The sequence below is a fragment of the Aquabacterium sp. genome (assembly GCF_036279675.1).
In the GTDB taxonomy this organism is placed as follows: domain Bacteria; phylum Pseudomonadota; class Gammaproteobacteria; order Burkholderiales; family Burkholderiaceae_C; genus Aquabacterium.
This window is the reverse complement of the sequence record NZ_DASUIS010000119.1, coordinates 1-18,577: the sequence shown is the minus strand read 5'-3', so window position 1 is coordinate 18,577 and position 18,577 is coordinate 1. Positions and strand designations below refer to the sequence as shown.

General features: G+C 64.3%; 15 protein-coding genes. 7 read left to right on the top strand and 8 right to left on the bottom strand.

Translation table 11 applies throughout. From position 1 onward, the window contains the following. On the bottom strand, nt 1-663 hold a 663-nt coding region (locus tag VFW93_RS13965), incomplete at its 3' end, for a molybdopterin cofactor-binding domain-containing protein (protein WP_329694597.1). After that, nucleotides 660-1,130: a (2Fe-2S)-binding protein gene (locus VFW93_RS13960; protein ID WP_329694596.1), complete on the bottom strand. Its 471-nt coding sequence runs from the start codon at nt 1,128-1,130 to the stop codon at nt 660-662. The genes VFW93_RS13960 and VFW93_RS13965, both read right to left, overlap by 4 nt. Nucleotides 1,131-1,185: 55 nt before the next feature. Here VFW93_RS13960 and VFW93_RS13955 point away from each other — a divergent pair, with 55 nt between their 5' ends. The 5 genes from VFW93_RS13955 to putA all read left to right on the top strand — a co-directional run bounded on the left by VFW93_RS13955 (nt 1,186) and on the right by putA (nt 10,479). After that, the gene (locus tag VFW93_RS13955) at nt 1,186-1,788 is read left to right on the top strand and encodes a TetR/AcrR family transcriptional regulator (protein ID WP_329694595.1); all 603 of its coding nucleotides are present in this window, start codon (nt 1,186-1,188) and stop codon (nt 1,786-1,788) included. A 146-nt stretch (nt 1,789-1,934) separates the two neighbouring features. Continuing rightward, nucleotides 1,935-2,753: a polysaccharide deacetylase family protein gene (locus VFW93_RS13950; RefSeq protein WP_329694594.1), complete on the top strand. Its 819-nt coding sequence runs from the start codon at nt 1,935-1,937 to the stop codon at nt 2,751-2,753. A 1-nt stretch (nt 2,754) separates the two neighbouring features. Further along, a complete protein-coding gene (locus tag VFW93_RS13945; protein WP_329694593.1) occupies nt 2,755-4,185 on the top strand; it encodes a putative glycoside hydrolase in 1,431 nt (476 codons plus the stop codon). Next, nucleotides 4,186-6,684 carry a serine hydrolase gene (locus VFW93_RS13940; protein ID WP_329694592.1) on the top strand — a complete coding sequence of 833 codons (2,499 nt, stop codon included), beginning with the start codon at nt 4,186-4,188 and terminating at the stop codon, nt 6,682-6,684. 30 nt (nt 6,685-6,714) lie between these two features. Further along, on the top strand, nt 6,715-10,479 hold the full coding sequence (gene putA / locus VFW93_RS13935; RefSeq protein WP_329694591.1) for a trifunctional transcriptional regulator/proline dehydrogenase/L-glutamate gamma-semialdehyde dehydrogenase: 3,765 nt from the start codon (nt 6,715-6,717) through the stop codon (nt 10,477-10,479). A 25-nt stretch (nt 10,480-10,504) separates the two neighbouring features. Here putA and VFW93_RS13930 read toward each other — a convergent pair whose 3' ends face one another. The 6 genes from VFW93_RS13930 to VFW93_RS13905 all read right to left on the bottom strand — a co-directional run bounded on the left by VFW93_RS13930 (nt 10,505) and on the right by VFW93_RS13905 (nt 15,430). Beyond that, entirely contained in the window at nt 10,505-11,293 is a 789-nt protein-coding gene (locus tag VFW93_RS13930; RefSeq protein ID WP_329694590.1) for a 2-keto-4-pentenoate hydratase, read from the bottom strand. A 56-nt stretch (nt 11,294-11,349) separates the two neighbouring features. After that, nucleotides 11,350-11,787: a hypothetical protein gene (locus VFW93_RS13925; protein WP_329694589.1), complete on the bottom strand. Its 438-nt coding sequence runs from the start codon at nt 11,785-11,787 to the stop codon at nt 11,350-11,352. Nucleotides 11,788-11,928: 141 nt separating this feature from the next. Further along, nucleotides 11,929-12,903 carry a PA2778 family cysteine peptidase gene (locus VFW93_RS13920; protein ID WP_329694588.1) on the bottom strand — a complete coding sequence of 325 codons (975 nt, stop codon included), beginning with the start codon at nt 12,901-12,903 and terminating at the stop codon, nt 11,929-11,931. Nucleotides 12,904-12,906: 3 nt separating this feature from the next. Further along, complete coding sequence (locus tag VFW93_RS13915; RefSeq protein WP_329694587.1) at nt 12,907-13,308, bottom strand: PA2779 family protein; 402 nt, start codon at nt 13,306-13,308, stop codon at nt 12,907-12,909. Nucleotides 13,309-13,417: 109 nt separating this feature from the next. After that, a complete protein-coding gene (locus VFW93_RS13910; RefSeq protein WP_329694586.1) occupies nt 13,418-14,194 on the bottom strand; it encodes an enoyl-CoA hydratase in 777 nt (258 codons plus the stop codon). Nucleotides 14,195-14,233: 39 nt separating this feature from the next. Continuing rightward, nucleotides 14,234-15,430: an acetyl-CoA C-acyltransferase gene (locus VFW93_RS13905; protein ID WP_329694585.1), complete on the bottom strand. Its 1,197-nt coding sequence runs from the start codon at nt 15,428-15,430 to the stop codon at nt 14,234-14,236. 292 nt (nt 15,431-15,722) lie between these two features. Here VFW93_RS13905 and VFW93_RS13900 point away from each other — a divergent pair, with 292 nt between their 5' ends. Together VFW93_RS13900 and VFW93_RS13895 are read left to right on the top strand one after the other, a co-directional pair. Further along, nucleotides 15,723-17,426: a CocE/NonD family hydrolase gene (locus tag VFW93_RS13900; RefSeq protein WP_329694584.1), complete on the top strand. Its 1,704-nt coding sequence runs from the start codon at nt 15,723-15,725 to the stop codon at nt 17,424-17,426. 123 nt (nt 17,427-17,549) lie between these two features. Further along, nucleotides 17,550-18,577 (top strand): chloride channel protein (locus tag VFW93_RS13895; protein ID WP_329694583.1); only part of this gene is annotated, 1,028 nt, incomplete at its 3' end.

Below are 18,577 nucleotides of genomic sequence, written 5' to 3'. Positions count from 1 at the left end.
ATCCTTGAAGCGCACATCCTGCGGTGGCGTCAGGGCCGATGCCTCTTTGGCCAGATCGCCAAAGCCCAACCTGGCGCCGGTCTTGGTGTTGATGACGTGGCCGGCCTCCACCTGGCATTGCCCGGGCGTGACAGACCAGCGTGTAGCCGCAGCCTGAACCAGCATGGCACGCGCCGTGGCACCGGCCAGCCGCATGGGCTCCCAGGCATCACGCACGCTCGCCGAACCACCGGTCACCTGCAGAGACAGGGCATAACCCAGGCGCTGCATGCTGGCCCGCGCCACGCGCGCCATCACGCTGTCGTCGTCCGAGGTGAAAGGCACCACGTTGAGCATCATGGTCGCGTTGGCGTAAATCTGCGCCACGGGCGCCTGTTCAACCACCACGTCTTCCCAACGCGCGTCCAGCTCTTCCACCAACAGCATGGGCAAGGCGGTCAGCACGCCCTGCCCCATCTCCGAGCGGGGCACGGCCACCGTCACCTTGCCATCGGGCCCGATCTTGACCCAGCCATTGAGTGCGACCTCGCCGCCCTCCACAGCCAGGATGCCCTTGTCGCCCAAACGGTCTGATGCCGAAGGCTTGCCACAGCCCACCAGCAGGCCACCCGACATGGCCGCCCCCGTGATCAGGAACTGGCGGCGAGAAACAGATGCCTTCATGCCTGCTTCTCCTGCACGTTGGATGATGCTGCGGCCGAATGGATGGCCGCACGCACGCGCTGGTAGGTGCCACAGCGACAGATGTTGGTCATGGCCGCGTCGATGTCTGCATCGGTGGGATGGGGGTTGCCACGCAGCAAGGCCGTGGCCGCCATCAACATGCCGGACTGGCAATAGCCGCACTGCGGCACCTGATGGCTCACCCACGCCGCCTGCAAGCGGCTCAGAATGGGATCGCCCTGGCTCTCGATGGTCTGCACGGCTTTGCCGGACACGGCCGCCACGGGCATCACGCAGGAGCGCGTAGCCACACCGTCGATGTGCACGGTGCAGGCACCGCAAGCGGCCACGCCGCATCCGAATTTGGTTCCCGTGTGACCCAGCTCGTCCCGCAGGACCCAGAGCAAAGGCATGTCGTCTTCGACATCCACGGAAACAGGCTGACCATTGAGCTTGAATGTGTGCATGGTGTACAGCGTACATCTTTATTGACTCGGCCGTCAAGCAAGGTACATTTGCCCCATGTCCTACCCCAAGAAGATCAGCCGAGAGACCATCCTGGCGTCCGCCATGGCCTTCATTGAAGACCACGGGGTGGCGGAACTATCCATGCGAACACTGGCGGCGAACCTCGGGGTCACCCCTAATGCGCTGTACCGCTATTTCGCCAGCAAGGCTGATCTGGAATTCGCCATGGCCGACGAAGGGGGCAAGTTGCTGCTGGCCGATCTGGAACAAGCGGCTTCAGGGCTGGCGCCACCGGACGACATCCGCGCCATGGCACGCGCCTACATCCGGTTTGCCCGCCGCTATCCCAAGTTGTACGCCATGAAGATGCAGCACTGCGCGCTCAATGACGACAAGCCTGGCAGCCACGATGCGATCTGGGCGTTCGTGATGCAACTGGCCGGCCAGTTACCCACCGCCTGGGATCCCAAGGATCTGGCCATGTCCCTGTGGGCCTTTCTGCATGGCATGGTGGAGCTCGACCGCGCGAACCTGCTGGAAGGCCGCGACCCCGAAGCCACCATCGAAGTCGGGCTGGACGTGATGATGGCGGGCCTGCTGGCCCACATCAGTGCACTGGCGAGCGCACAAATGAGCGACCCCGACGCCAACAAATAAGCACGCGCCATCGCGTGTGAATGGCATCACGGCAACACTTTGAAATCCCGGTGAAAACCGGCGCTTAATGGCTTGTTGCATGGCGAAATACCGCGCCATACTGGTTTCAACTGCCCATGCCACAAGGGCAGCAGAGACACCCGCTGATGCTGCTTGCGCCTGACACCCCACGCCAAAGCCGCCGAATCTGGCTGCAGCAAGCCGCCGGCCTGAGCGCCCTGAGCCTGATCAGCCCCTGGGCTCGTGCCACAGCCAGCTCCAGCCAGGCGCTCATCCTTTGTTATCACCGCTTCGCCGACACGGTCGCCGACAGCATGACGGTGCGCAAGACCACCTTCACCGATCACATCAAGGCGATCACCGAATCAGGTGCGCACGTGATCCCGCTGGCCGATCTGGTGGCCTTCCGGCAAGGCAAGCTCAAGCAACTGCCGCCTCGCGCCGTGGTCATCACGGTGGACGACGGCCACCGCTCGGTCATCGAGGTGATGGCCCCCATGGTGCGCCAGACCAGATGGCCCATCACCTTGTTCATCTACCCGTCGGCCATCTCCAACGCAAGCTATGCCATGCGCTGGGAGCACCTGCAGCAGTTGCAGGCCACAGGACAGTACAACATCCAGTCGCACACCTACTGGCATCCCAACCTGGTCAAGGAACGCAAGCAGCAATCCCCTGCTGAGTTCGAACGCTTTGCTCGCAATCAGTTGAAGCGATCCAAGGCGGTGCTGGAACAACGCATGGGCAAGCCCGTGTCCTACCTGGCCTGGCCTTTCGGCATGTTCGACGAAGGCCTGATGGAGATGGCTGCGTCAGAGGGCTATCAAGCCTCGCTGGCCCTGGAGAACAAGGCCTGCACAGCCAGTGATCCGATGCAAGCCTTGCCAAGACACCTGATGGTTGACGCACTCGGTGGCCAACGTCTCAGACAGTTGATCGATTCGGCTTTTTCAACAGGAGCCTGACATGAGCACCGCCGGCAAAAAGGTTTGGACTTGGGGCGGCCTGATCGCCCTGGTGGCGGCGCTCGGCATAGGCGCCACCTTGACCCACATCTGGCCCGCCAACGCGCAACCGGGCAACGTGGCCAGCACGCCCGGCGCCACCTCCTCGGCCACGCCACCCGCTTCAGCCCCGCCAGCCATCGCAGCCCCTTTGCGTGGCATGGTGATCGACGCGGACACCAAGCAGGGCATTGCACTGGCCTATGTGGTCAGCGGTGACCTGACAGTGCGCACCGACCACGATGGCCGTTTCACGCTGCCAGCGTCGATGGCCGGGCAAGCCGTGGGCGCCCGCATGCCGGGCTACCGTCAGCAAAGCGGCAAGCTGCAACCAGCCGCATCAGGCATGACCGTCCTGCCCTTGCGCAAGTTCGACGCACGTGGCCTGTACCTGTCGGCCTGGGGCATCGGCAGCAGCAAGCTGCGTGGCGATGCGCTGGAGCTGATGGCGCAGACCAAGCTCAACACCCTGGTCATCGACATCAAGGGCGACGCCGGCATCGTGCCCTACCGCAGCGAGGTCTGGGAAAAGCTGGGCTACCCCAAGCAGACCGTGGTCACGGTGCGCGACATGCCCGCCCTCATCAAGGACTTGCATGATCGCGGCATCTACCTGATCGCCCGCGTCGTCACCTTCAAGGACGACAAGATGGTGCAGGTCAAACCGCAATGGGCGATCAGGACCACATCAGGCGCCATCTTCAAGGACCGCGAAGGCCTGTCGTGGCTGGATGCCTCCATCCCCGACACCTGGGAGCCCGCCGTGGCCATGGCCGAAGAAGCCGCCAGGCTGGGCTTTGACGAGATCCAGTTCGACTACGTGCGCTTCCCCGACACGCCAGGCCTGCAGTTCTCGCAGCCCAACACCTGGGAAATGCGTCCCTTCATGATCTCGGCCTTCCTGGACAAGGCCCGCAACCGCCTGGCCAGGTACAACGTCTATGTCTCGGCCGATATCTTTGGCTACGTCTGCTGGAACACCAATGACACCCTCATCGGCCAGCAACTGGAAATGCTCGCCGATCGCATCGACTACCTCTCACCCATGCTCTACCCATCCGGCTTCACCTGGGGCATCCCGGGCCACACGATGGCCGTGGGCTCCTCGTATGAGATCGTGCACCACTCGCTGCAGGCCGCGATCGATCGCTCCGGCATGGGCGGTGTGCGCTTCAGACCCTGGCTGCAGGCGTTCAAGGACTATGCCTTTGACCGACGCGTGTTTGGCGACAAGGAAATCCGCGCCCAGATCCAGGCATCCGAGGACGTTCACACGCATGGCTGGTTGCTGTGGAATGCCAGCAACCACTACAGCACCGCCGGTCTGGACTTGAAAAAACAGCCCGCGGCACCAACTGGCAGACCATCATCCACCGTGGCCAGCGCGCCCTGAATGCGCGCGACCCTCCACACCATGCGCCTTCGGCTTGCCTGCCTGCTGAGTGCGGCCTGCGGGCTTTACGCCGTGCACGGGCCAGTGCACACCCAAACGCAAACCCAAACGCCGGCCACACTGCCCGCGTCACCTCAACAAGCTGCCTCGCTGTCAGACAGGTTGGGAGCAGCCATCGGCGCAGCCGTGCGAGCCCAGATGGATGCCGGCGCCATGCCGGGCGCCGTCGTACTCATCGGCAATGAAGAGGGCGTGCAGTTCAAGCAAGCCTATGGCTGGCGCGCCTCGCAACCTGAACGTGAGGCCATGAGCACCGACACGGTGTTCGATCTGGCCTCGCTGACCAAAGCAGTCGCCACCACCACCGCCGTGATGCAGCTCGTGGAGCGCGGGCGCCTCAAGCTGGATGCCCCCGTGGCACGCTACTGGCCCGCCTTTGCTGCCAACGGCAAGAGGGACATCACGGTAGCGCAACTGCTGGCCCACACCTCCGGCCTGCGCCCCGATCTGGACAGCAACCCACCGTGGACGGGCTATCAGACGGGTCTGCACAAGGTCATCGCCGAAAAGCCTCAGACACCGCCGGGCACCCGCATGGTGTACAGCGACATCAACTTCATCGTGCTGGGCGAACTGGTGCAGCGCGTGAGCCAGCTCAGCCTGCCCGACTACGCCGAGCGCCACATCTTCCACCCACTGGGCATGAGGGACACGCGCTTCCTGCCTCCGGCCGAGATGCGCCAGCGCATCGCCCCCACCGAGCTGCGCGGCGATGGCTCGATGATGCGCGGCACCGTGCACGACCCCTTCGCCCACCGCATGGGCGGCTGGGCCGGACACGCCGGCCTGTTCGGCACCGCCGATGACCTGGCCCGCTTCGCGCACGCCATGCTGCATGTGGCCGCCGGTGATGCGCAGCCGAATCGGCGTCAGGCACAACCCGCACGGGCCTACCCTCTGCTGCGCGCCGAGACCTTGAACCTGATGATGCAGCGGCAGTCTCCTGCGGAACAGTCCGAGTGGCGTGGCCTGGGCTGGTCACTGGATGCGCCCTGGTCGCCGCAAAGAGAAACACTGCCACCATTGGGCCTCATCGGCCACACCGGCTACACCGGCACCGGTCTGTGGATCGACCTGCTGCACAAGCAGTACCTGATCATCCTCAGCAACCGCGTGCATCCGCGCGGGCTGGGCGATGCACGCCCCTTGCGCAGACAGATACAGGCCCTGTTGTCTGCCACCCATCCCGTCACGACCGCGTCCACGCTGGCAGATCGCCTGCCCGCGCTGCAGGAACAGGTCGCACAGGCAAGCTCACCAGGCGTCAACGTCATGGCACTCCCCGCCATGAACGCGACGAACACGACCGTGATGACGGGCATCGACGTCCTTCGCAGCCAGCACTACAGCGCGCTCACAGGGCAAAGGCTGGGCCTCATCACCAACCTGTCGGCCGTGGACAGCAAAGGCTGGCGCACGCTGGACCGCCTCAGCACCGCACCCGGCCTGCAACTGCGCAAGGTCTTCACGCCGGAACATGGCCTGAACCGCGATCAGGAAGGCCAGATCGCCTCGGGCACCGATGCCGTCTCGGGCCTGCCGCTGATCAGCCTGTACGGCAAACAGTTGCGCCCCACACCCGACATGCTCCAGGGTCTCGACACCCTTGTCTTCGACATGCAGGATGCAGGGGCGCGCTTCTATACCTACATCTCGACCATGGGGGAAGCCATGCAGGCAGCCGCCCAGGCCGGCCTGAACTTCGTGGTGCTGGACAGGCCCAACCCCGTGATCGCAGACCGCGTGAGCGGCCCCGTGCTGGACGCCGACCTGCGCTCCTTCACGGCCTTTGCCGAACTGCCCGTTCAGCACGGCATGACCTTGGGTGAGATCGCCCGCTGGCTGCGCGATGACATCCGCACCCGCACCGGCCTGGAGGTCAAGCTGCAGGTGATCGGCATGCAAGGCTACAAGCGCCCCATGCGCTTCGAGCAGACAGGCCTGGACTGGGTGCCCCCCTCCCCCAACCTGCGCACCCCGACCACCGCCTTGCTCTACCCCGGCGTGGCCTGGGTGGAAGGCGCCAACATCAGTGTGGGGCGTGGCACCGACAAGCCTTTCGAATGGGTGGGCGCACCTTGGGTCGATGCCGACAAACTGGTAGAGGCCATGAACGCCGACAAGCTGCCTGGCCTGACGATCAGCATGGCGCACTTCACGCCCGCCAGTGGTCCTTATCAGAACCAGCTCTGCCATGGCGTGCAATTCCGCATCACCCAGCGAGATCAGTTCGATGCCCAGTTGCTGGGCCTGAGCCTCACGCGCCAGTTGCGCCTGCAAAACCCGAGTTTCCAGATCGACAAGACCCTGGGCATGATCGGGTCTCGCGACACGCTGGCCCGCATCAAGGCTGGGCAGTCCCAGGAGGCCATTGCCCAGAGCTGGCAAGACCGATTGCGTGACTTCATGACGCGGCGCGCCACCTACCTGCTTTACTGAACGGGCCGCTTGCCTTAAGGTGGCAGGGAGATGACGCCGAACCTCCGCCCCTTCCACTCGCTTGGGCTGGCTTTGCGCACCCAGCGCCATCCTCTGCGTGAGGCCATCACCCTGGCCACTCGCCGTGATGAGCCCGCGTGCGTGCAGGCCCTGCTGGACGCCGGTACCCTGGCACCCGAGCAGGCCGAATCCGCCCGATCGCTGGCGCTTGACCTTTCCATCCGTCTGCGTCAACGCAAGGTCCAGGGCGGGCGTGATGGTCTGGTCCAGGCGCTGATGCAGGAGTTCTCTCTGAACTCGCAAGAAGGCATTGCCCTGATGTGCCTGGCCGAAGCCCTGCTGCGCATCCCCGATCTGGCCACCCGTGACGCCCTCATCCGCGACAAGATCGCCGGCAGCAACTGGACGGCCCACCTCGGGCACAGCCCGTCGCTGTTCGTCAACGCCACCACCTGGGGGCTGATGCTCACCGGCAAGCTGGTCAGCACGCATGGCGAGACCGGCCTGCGTGCGGCACTCAAGCGTGTGGCCATCAAGGGTGGCGAACCCCTGATCCGCAAGAGCGTGGACGTGGCCATGCGTCTGCTCGGCGAGCAGTTCGTCATCGGCGAGACGATCCAGCAAGCCCTGCACAACGCCCGTGCGCAAGAGGCCATGGGCTTTCGCCACTCTTACGACATGCTCGGTGAAGCCGCCCTCACCGAAGAGGATGCCCAACGTTATCTGAAGGCCTACGAAGATGCGATCCACGCCATTGCGCTGACCACGCAAGGGCGCTTGCTCTACGATGGGCCCGGCATCTCGATCAAGCTGTCTGCCCTGCACCCCCGCTACAGCCGCGCGCAATACACAAGGGTGATGGACGAGCTCTACCCGCGCCTCCTGAGCCTGTGCACCCTGGCCCGTGATTACGGTATCGGTCTCAACATCGATGCCGAAGAATCGGAGCGCCTGGAGCTGTCCCTGGACCTCATGGAACGCCTGTGCTTTGAGCCAGCCCTGCAAGGATGGGATGGCATCGGCTTTGTGGTGCAGGCCTATCAGAAGCGCGCCCCCTTCGTCATCGACTACCTGATCGACCTGGCCCGACGCAGCAGCCACCGCCTGATGGTGCGGCTGGTCAAAGGGGCCTACTGGGACAGCGAGATCAAGCGCGCCCAGATCGAAGGGCAGCGTGACTACCCTGTCTACACGCGCAAGGCCCACACCGACCTGGCCTACCTGGCCTGCGCGCGCAAACTGCTGTCGGCGCCCGCCGAGGTCTATCCGCAATTCGCCACCCACAACGCGCACACACTCGCATCGGTCATCGAGCTGGCCGGACCAGATTTCAAGGCCGGGCAATACGAGTTCCAGTGCCTGCACGGCATGGGTGAGCCCTTGTATGACATGGTCACGGGCCCGATCGAACAAGGCGGTCTGGCCCGCCCCTGCCGGATCTATGCGCCCGTTGGCACACACGAAACCCTGCTGGCTTACCTGGTGAGGCGCCTGCTGGAAAACGGGGCCAATTCATCGTTCGTCAACAAGGTCGCCGATGAGGACATCGATCTGGATGAACTCGTGCTCGCGCCCGGCACGGCCGTGTTGCGTGCCGCCGATGCCGATGGCGTGATCGGCGCCAGCCACCCGGACATCCCGCTGCCAGAGGTCTTGTTCGGCCATGAGCGCCCCAACAGCATGGGCCTCGATCTGAACAATGACGCCGTGCTGGCTCAGTTGCATACCGACCTGAGCCGAGAGTCGCTGCCACATGTGGAGGCGGGCCCGATCGTGGCACATCGACGTGACCAGACCTCGCCGCTGGATCAGTTGATCCGCAATCCGGCCGATCGCCGCGACACCGTCGGCACCGTGCAATGGGCCCATGTCGATGACGTGCATCAGGCCTGCACCACGGCCTCCCAGTTTGCAGCCGAGTGGCAGCGCACGCCCGTGGCGCACCGCGCCGCCATGCTGGACACCGCCGCAGATCTGATGTGCCAGCGCAGCCCCATGCTGATGAACCTGCTGATACGCGAGGCTGGCAAGACGCTACCCAATGCCATCGGTGAAGTGCGTGAAGCCATCGACTTCCTGCGCTACAACGCGGCTCACATCCGGCAGGATCTGCACGACGGTCATCACCATGCATTGGGGCCGGTGGCCTGCATCAGCCCCTGGAACTTCCCGCTGGCCATCTTCACCGGGCAAGTGGCTGCAGCACTGGCCGCCGGCAACACCGTGCTGGCCAAGCCCGCCGAGCAGACCCCCTTGATCGCCGCACAAGCCGTGCGCATCCTGCATGAGGCGGGCATACCGCGCACTGCCTTGCAGATGCTGCCTGGAGACGGCGAGACCATCGGCGCACCGCTCGTCGCCCATCCGGCCATCCGGGGCGTGATGTTCACGGGCTCCACACCCGTCGCACGACACATGCAGGCACAACTGGCGTCTCGCTTGAACGAACGAGGGCAGCCCTTGCCCCTGGTGGCCGAGACTGGCGGCCAGAACGCCATGATCGTCGACTCATCGGCCCTGCCTGAACAGGTCGTGCAGGATGTGTTGAACTCGGCCTTCGACAGTGCCGGTCAACGCTGCTCGGCGCTGCGCGTGTTGTGCCTGCAGGAGGACATCGCCGAGCGCGTGCTGCACATGCTCAAAGGCGCCATGCGTGAGTTGCACCTGGGCCCGACCGACAGGCTGGACACCGATATCGGCCCCTTGATCGACCAGGATGCGCTGGAGGCCATCGAGTTGCACATCGCCGCCCTGCGTGCGTGCGACCGCGATGTCTACCAGGCTGACACGGCCATGGCTGCCGCGCTGGATCACGGCCATGGCTGCTTCATCCCTCCCACGGTGATCGAACTGCAAAGCCTGGACGAGTTGATCCAGGAAGTGTTCGGGCCCGTCCTGCATGTGCTGCGCTTCAAGCGAGATGAACTCGGGTCGCTCGTGACGCGCCTCAACCAGCTGGGCTATGGCCTGACCATGGGCGTGCACAGCCGCATTGACGAGACGATCGACTTCATCACCGAGCGCGCGCACATCGGCAACATCTACGTCAACCGCAACATGATCGGTGCCGTGGTGGGTGTGCAGCCTTTTGGTGGCGAAGGGCTCTCGGGCACGGGCCCCAAGGCGGGCGGGCCGCTGTATCTGCACCGCTTGCTGCATCAGGACCCGGGTACCTGCCTGCGCGCGCCCCGGCTGATGGCCATGCACCGACCACATGCGGCGGACCAGATGCTCGCCCCCTTGCAGGCTTTGGCTGACTGGCTGGCATCAGCACCCATCCACCACGCACATGCCCTGTCGCTGCACGCCCGCTACCTGCTGCAAACAAGCCCCCTGGGGCTGGACATGAACCTGCCCGGGCCAACGGGCGAGCGCAACCGCTACCGCCTCTTGCCCAAGGGGGCCGTACTGTGTCTGGCCAGCGCGCATGCGGACCTGCTCTACCAGTTCGCCGCCGTGCTGGCAGCCGGCACCCAGGCCATCTGGCTGGATCACCCCTCGCTGGCCCCCTTGCTGAAGCAACTACCCGACAAGCTGCGCGAACGCATCCATCTGGTGCGAGACATGGCCGATGCCCCCTGGCAAGCCGTGCTCATGCACGCTGAATCGGTCGATGTGATCGAGATGGCCGAGTACCTCAGCGAGAAACCCGGCCCCATCCTGCCCTTGCAGACCTTGCCGCCTGGGTGGCGTCAGATGGGCGGCTTCAACGTCTGGCGCCTGCTGAGCGAACAAAGCATCTCGGTCAACACCTCGGCTGCGGGCGGCAACGCCAGTTTGATGAGCCTGGGCTGAAGCCAGCCTCACCACGACGCCAGGATCAGGCTCGGGGCCTGGCCTGGAAGCGCGCGCGCAACTCGCCGAGCTCGCCATAGCGCAGGCTCACCTCCGGCCCGATGGGCAAGGGAAAGGTCCCCGCATACGACCCCGTGATCACCACCTGCCCTGCCCGCAGCCCCACGCCCTGTTCACGCAGGTACGCCACCAGCCAGTACAGGGGCAGCCTCGGTAATGGGTCGGGGTGCTGCCCCGCGCGCACCTGCTCAGGCCCACCATCGACACGCACCGCTATGGGCATGACATGCGTGCTGCCCGCCACCTCACCGTCCACCTCAGGGCCGATGAACAGCCCTTGATTGACCAGGCCATCCGCCAGCTTGTCGGCAAAGCTCAGCACAGTGGGATCGTTGTAGCGGCTGTCGATCAGTTCCAGGGCCAGATGTGTGGCGGCAATGGCTTCATCCACCTCGTCGGGCGCATAGGGCTGCGCCCGCACAGGCAAATCACGCCCAAGGACGAAAGCCAGTTCAGGCTCCACACGCACGCTGCCCTCGTTCGCCCAGACAGGGCATGGCGCAGCGGCCGTCTGGCGGTGGATGGTGCTCGCGTAGATCGGGGCGACCACCAGTTTGTCGGGCCCTGGTGTGCCGCATTTCCATCCCCCCACGGCATCCCCCATCAAGGCCGTGACGGCCTGCTGAATGGCCATCGCCTCTTGCAGAGATGCGGGTCGGATGCCATCTGGCAGACAAGGGCCTTGCAGCCCCTTCAATCGGCGTTCAGCCAGGATGGCGGCAGCCGCTTGCGAATGGGTGGTGATGTTGTTCATGAGCTGGATCGTTCAGGCACGATCCAGCATTGTCCACCCGCGCAACGCCGTACAGTTCAGTGCAGGCCCAGGCGAGATGTGCTCCACCAGCTGCCCACATCGATGTCGCTGGGGACTGTGTCTGGCACGGCGTGAGGGGCAATGGGTGGCACCTGCTCGGTCAGTACACGCGGCTTGTCGATCAGGCGCGCAATGTTGATGCGCGCCCCACTGCGCACATCCGTGGCCTTGACGATCTTGCTGAGCTTGAACACACGCTCGGAGCCGCTGGCCGCACACCATGCCGTCATGCGACGGCTTGTGGGATTGATCTTGAGTACGCGCACCATGGTGAACTGCATCACGCCATCATCATCCACATAGACGAGATCCCAATGGGTGGAGATGGGGTTGACGCCGGGATGAGGCTCGACGGGCCAGAAAATGGCCCACGCGATGCCGACCAGGCCGACGGCCATGGCAACCCATGCAATGGTTTGTGTATCGATGTCCATGCCACGCCCCCTTATCTACGTCAGGCACTCAATGCAATGTAGACAAAGTGGAAGCGGCACAGAACCCGCCGATGGGGGAACCCCCTTCAAATTTAGGGGGAGGCTATCCCTAGAGCTGACACATCCAGGCCTCAGGCCTCGTCATTTCCCTGAGAGGGTTTGCCGCACTTCACTCAGCGTGCCCATGGCGGTGTCCAGCCAGCGGGGCTCCGCCACCTGAGCCCGTTTCACGGCGTGTTCTGCAGCGCTCAGGGCCGCCTCGCGCTCGCCGAGCTTCAAGTGCGCCATGGCCAGGTTGTTCCACGCTGCGGCACTGTCGTGCTCGCGTGCCGCGCCGGCCAGCACGTCTGCCGCACCTCGCGCGTCGCCAGCGGCCATCAAGGCATTGCCCAGCCCCAGGCTCATGACCAGGTTGTGCGGCCATCGCTGCAAGGCCGTGCGATAGGCAGACACGGCTTGCTGAGGCGTGGCCAGGCGCTCGAACGTGACGCGCCCATCGCTGACATCGGTTTCGCTGGACGCGGCGGGTAGTTGATCCGGCGGCAGGACCACAAAGCCCCATTGGCCGGAGCGCGCCCAGGTGTACTCGAAGGTGTACAGCGGCAAGCGTTGCAACTCGGTGGTACCCGAGCGCATCAGCACTTCACCAGAGGGCAGGTCGTAGCCGATCACCACGGCGTAATGCCATACCGGGTAGATGGCCAGGCCGAGGTTCAGCAGCACCACCACAGGATGCCCGGCGGCCACCTCATGCATCAAGGCGGTCAGGCTGGGCTCGATGCGCGTGCTGATCACGCCATGACGGCGTGGCGCAGCCAGCATGTCGATCTGGAGACTGCCCTTGCGGCCTGGCAGGAAGACGCTGCGCGTGAGGTCATCCGGCGTGATGCGCACACCGGCGGACTGCATCACGGTAGCCAGCGCGGCCGGCCCGCATTGCAGTTCAGATTGAGGGAAAAAAGGTGTGCCCGACAACACCGCTTGCGATGGGATGTCGGCAGGCGGCTGTGCCAGCAGGGCTCGCGTCTGCTCAGCCTGCATGGAGGCACAGCCGTGCAGCCCGAGCAGGCTGCACGTCAGGGCCAGCGCACCCAGCAGGCGCGATGGACCGCGCATCAATCAGCGGATCGAGCGCGTGAAGGGGAAGACCTTCGTGAAGCCCAGGATGTCGGTGATCACCAGCAGCAAGAAGATGAACACGATGGTGCCCAGGATGTCGGAGGCACCGGCAGGGGCCTTGTCGAGCTGATCAGCCAGTTGCGTCACTTCGGCATCGGACAAGGAGGCCACGCGGGCACGGGCGGCATCCATGTCCACGCCCTTTTCCATCAGGGCCTGCGCCACATCGGCACGGTTGAGCGTGTCCATCACATGGGCACGACGTGCGGCGACCTGGGCATCGGCGGACGCCACGGCCACGGCATCGGTGGCGATCGTGGCTGCCTGGGCCACCTGCAGGCCAGCGGTGTGGCTCAGGGCGATGGCCACGGTCATGGCAATGACTTTGCGAGAGAGTTTCATGGGAATGTCCTACAGCGTGTGATGAAACAGGGTAACAGGATACAGGGCGCGTGTTAACGCCCTGTAACTGTCGTTGACTACCCCTTGGCAGTCTGTCAAAAGCCAATGATCACGGTGTGGTCCAGTTGGGCTTGCGCTTTTCCAGGAAGGCATTGACGCCTTCACGCTGGTTGGGGCTGTCAAACAGGTCCACAAACTTCTCGCGCTCGATGGACAAGGCGGCGTGACGCGGCACGCCCTGGCGCGCGGCATGGATGAGCTGCTTGCTGTAGGCCACGCCTTCAGGGCTGAGCGTGGTCACGCGCTGCGCCATCTCCGTGGCCTTGGCCAGGGCAGCGCCGGTGTCCACCACCTCTTCCACCAGGCCGATACGCAAGGCGGTGTCCGCATCCACGCGTTCGTTGGTCAGGATCATGCGCTTGGCCCATCCTTCACCCACAAGCCAGGGCAAAGTCTGGGTGCCGCAACCGGCGGGCAACAAGCCCACGGAAGGCTCGGGCAAGGCCATCTGCGCGTGCCTTTCAGCAATGCGCACATCGCACGACAAGGCGCATTCCAGGCCACCACCCATGGCATAGCCATTGATGGCCGCGATCACGACCGCGCGGGCTTCCTGCAGCGTGGCAAAGGCTTCGCCGAAACGTTGGGCCACATCACGTGCCACGGCCTTGTCGCCGTCCGCCATGACGTTGAGGTCCGCACCGGCGCTGAAGAACTTCGGGCCCTGGCCCGTCACGATGATGGCACGCACGCGTTGATCGGCATTGAGCTTTTCCACGGTGGCCTTGAGCTGACGCAGGCCGTCGAGCGACCAGGCATTCGCGGGTGGACGGTTGAGCGTGATGGTGGCAATGGCGCCGCTGGCGTCAATATCAAGTTCGATCATGGTGTGAATGTCAGCAAGAGTTGAAGCAAGTAAAGAAGATCAGGCAGGGATCTCGATGGCCATGGCCGTGGCTTCGCCGCCGCCAATGCACAGTGAAGCCACCCCACGGCGCCCGCCGGTGCGGCGCAGTGCATGGATCAAGGTGACGATGATGCGGGCACCGGTGGCACCGATCGGATGGCCCAGCGCGCATGCGCCTCCGGCCACATTGACCTTGGCATGTGGCAGGCCGAGTTCGCGCATCGCATGCAGGGCCACGATGGCAAAGGCCTCGTTCACCTCGAACAGGTCCACATCGGAAGCCTGCCAGCCCGCCTTGTCCAGCACGCGCTGGATGGCGGGCACCGGTGCCGTGGCGAACTGGCCGGGCTCGGCGGCATATGTGCTGTGGGCCACGATGCGGGCCAGTACCTGCTGGCCGCGTTCTTTCGCCACGCTGGCTCGCGTCAGCACCAATGCAGCAGCGCCGTCAGAGATCGATGCCGAACTCGCCGGGGTCACCGTGCCATCGGGGCGGAAGGCGGGCTTGAGGCGGGTGATCTTGTCGGGCTGGCACTTCGAGGGCGTTTCGTCCTGGCTGATCACCAGCGGCTCGCCGCGCCCTTTGAGCGTGACCGGCGTGATCTCTGCCTGAAACAGGCCCCCTTCCACCGCAGCCCGCGCACGCAGGACCGAGTCGGTGGCATAGGCATCCTGCTGTGCCCTGGTGTAGCCCTGTTGCTCGGCCACCTGATCGGCGTAATGGCCCATCAGTTCGCCGCCATAGGCATCCTGCAGGCCATCGAAGAACATGTGGTCGATGGTACGGCCGTGGCCGAGTCGCTGGCCGGCGCGTTCGGCGGGCAGCAGATATGGTGAGTTGGTCATGGACTCCATGCCGCCAGCCACGAAGAAGTCCGCCACGCCGGCAAGCAATTGGTCGTGCGCCAGCATCACGGTCTTCATGCCGGAGCCGCACATCTTGCTCAGGGTGGTGGCGCCAACCGAGTGAGGCAAGCCGGCTGCAATCGATGCCTGCCTGGCAGGCGCCTGGCCCAGGCCAGCCATCAGGCAGCAGCCCATCAGCACTTCGCCGATCTCGGCGCTGCCAGACAGGCCCGCTTGCGCCAGCGCGCCGGCAATGGCGACACCCCCCAAGGTGGTGGCATTCGTGGACTGGAACTGCCCCTGAAAGGCGCCAATCGGGGTGCGCGTGGCACCGACGATGACGATGGGGTCTGCTTGTTGTGCGCTCACCGGGTCTCCTTCAGTGTTGTCCTGATCAGACCAAGAGGATGCCACGAACGACAGCCCTGATCCGCGCGGCCCCTTGCCAGTCCGAAAACAGACCTACACCGAACCGGTTATGCAAAAAGAAAACAGCTTGCGCCCACAAGACTGACGGCCGCTTGACATTCAACGGGTATCCCCTAACAGGTGATATCCGAATCACTTACATCTGTCGTGAAACATAGACTGATTTGACACATCAACCAGCCTTCGGGCCAGCGGGGCCGTCAGAGCACCGTGGAATACATCTGGAGAAGACATGAGCAAACGTTGGAGCGCCCTGCTGGGTGCGGGACTGTCCTTGTGCGCCGTCAGCGCCTCGGCCGCCATCACCTGTCAACCCGTCGCCCCCGGTGAGGCCTATACCGGCTACCTCACCAGCCCCGGCAAGATCAACCCCGACAACGGTACCTGTTTCGTCAACAAGCTGTCGCTGACCACGCACGACGGCGTCAAGCTCACCGCCAACATCTTCCTGCCCAAAATCAGCAGCCCGGATCAGAAGTTCCCGACCATCATCATGGTCAACAGCTGGGTCTGCCCGGACTGGGAATACATCGGCCAGGCCTACAAGCTCGCCAAGGACGGCTACATCGTCATCGAATACGCCTCGCGCGGGTGGTGGAAGTCCGAAGGCATCACCAGCGTGGCCTCCCCGGATGACATCAAGGACGTCAGCGACATCGTGGACTGGCTGGGCGCCAACGTGCCGGTGGACCAGGCCAACATCGCCATCAGTGGCATCTCCTATGGCGCGGGCATCTCGCTGCTGGGCCTGGCGCGTGAACCTCGCATCAAGACGGCCGCCGCGCTGTCGGGCTGGTCCAGCCTGGAAGAGCAGCTCTACGCCCAGGAGACCACCAACAAATCCAACCTGAACCTGCTGGTGGGCGTGGCCCCGATTGCCGGCAAGCTGGATCCTGAAGTCAAGGTGCTGCAGGCCGACCTGCTCAACCCGGACACCACGCAACAGCGTGCCGACGAGATCCGCGCCTGGGCTCGCCCACGCTCGCCTTTGTTCGAGATCGACAAGATCAATGCGCGCCGTGCCCCTGTCTTCCTGAGCAAGAACTACTCGGACGAGATGTTCACGCCCAACTCGACGCTGGACATGTTCAGCAAGCTGCAGGGGCCCAAGAAGATCCTGCTCAACAAGGGCTGGCACGCCACGGCCGAAGCGCTCGGCGCCCTGCTGGGTACGGACAACTACATCTATGACCAGGCACACCGCTGGTTCGACTACTGGCTCAAGGGCAAGGACACCGGCATCATGGCCGAGCCCCAGGTTGACATGGCCGTGGGCAACGGCTCGACCCGTGAACGCCTGGCCACCTGGCCGGATGCCACGGTCAAGAACATGACCTACTACATCGCCCCTCGTGGTGACGTGCGCTTCCAGCTGGACTGCTTCTGCACCAAGGGCATCAACGGGGCCCTGCAGACCTCGCCCAGCAGCCTGATCCTCAACGACACCCTCAGCAGCTCCGGCGATACGGTGGCCACCACGGGCATCCCGCTGGTGAGCGAACTGCTCAGCGGCGCGGGCATCTTCCCCCTGGCGGCGCCGGCCCTGGTCAACCGTGCCAATGGCGTGGTCTACAACGGACCCAAACTGACGAGCACGCTGAAGCTGCGCGGCATTCCCAAGGTGCAGTTGCAGATGCGCCCGGCCCAGGCTCAAGCGCAGGTGATCACCTACCTGTATGACGTCGACGAGTTCGGCATCGGCAAGCTGATCACCCACAGCGCCCGCTCGGTGCACTGGGCCACACCAGGCAAGACCATCAGCTTCCCGATGGACTTCCACATGATGTCGTACGACGTGCCCAAGGGTCACCGCCTGAGCCTGGTGGTCGACACCAAGGACCCGCACTACGCTCCGGCCAACAAGACCGACTTCAAGTTCGATCTGGTCTTCAATGGCAGCACACAGGCCACTTTGACGATCCCGTACATCAACTGAGGATCACGGGGTGCCCGGCCCCCACCAAATGCCGGGCCACTACAATCCCTGAACGGAAGCCCCGATGGCCCACGATTTGCATGACGGACATGCAGATCCGGGCCATCGGCCTTTCCACTCAGCATGAACATCCCCGAGCAATTCGACCTCCTGCCTCAGGTCAGCAAATGGTTGCTGCTGGCCACCCTGGTGGCCATCCTGGCCGGCTCGGCCTCGGCCTTGTTTCTCGTTTCACTGGACTGGGCCACGGCGACGCGTGAGGCCAACCGCTGGTTGATCTGGTTGCTGCCCCTGGCGGGCCTGGTGGTCGGTTGGGTCTATCTGAAGTTCGGTCAGAGCGTGGAAGGGGGCAACAACCTGCTGCTCGATGAAATCCACGACCCCAAGCGCACCATCCCGCTGCGCATGGCGCCGCTGATTCTGGTGGCCACCGTCATCTCACATCTGTTTGGCGCCTCGGTGGGTCGCGAAGGCACGGCCGTGCAGATGGGCGGGGCCCTGGCCGACCAGCTCACCAAGTTGCTCAAGCTGTCGCCACACGATCGCCGCCTGCTCCTGATGGCAGGCATCAGCGCGGGCTTTGCCTCCGTGTTCGGCACGCCCCTGGCGGGTGCCGTGTTCGGGCTGGAGGTGTTGATGGTGGGCCGCATGCGCTACGACGCCCTGTGGCCCTGCTTCGTGGCAGCCATCGTGGCCGATCAGGTCACCAGGCTCTGGGGCATCCAGCATGCCCACTACGCCATCGGCGCAGTACCTGGCCTGACCGTCTGGACGCTGATTGCCGTGATGCTGGCCGGCATCATCTTCGGCCTGATCGGCATGCTGTTTGCGCAATCAGCCCATCTGCTGTCCGCCCGCGTGAAGAGCTGGATCAGCCATGCACCGCTGCGACCTGTCGTCGGTGGCGTGATCCTGGCTGCTGTGGTCTGGTTTGGCGATGGCTGGCGTTACATCGGCCTGGGCCTGGAGCCCGTGGCCGAGTCCTTCCAGCAAGCCGTGCCCGCGTGGGATTTCGCCGGCAAGATGCTCAGCACCGTCTGGTCACTGGGTTTTGGCTTCAAGGGTGGCGAGGTGACACCCCTCTTCTTCATTGGCTCGACCCTGGGCAATGCGCTCGCCCCCTTGCTTCATCAGCCCATCGGTTTCATGGC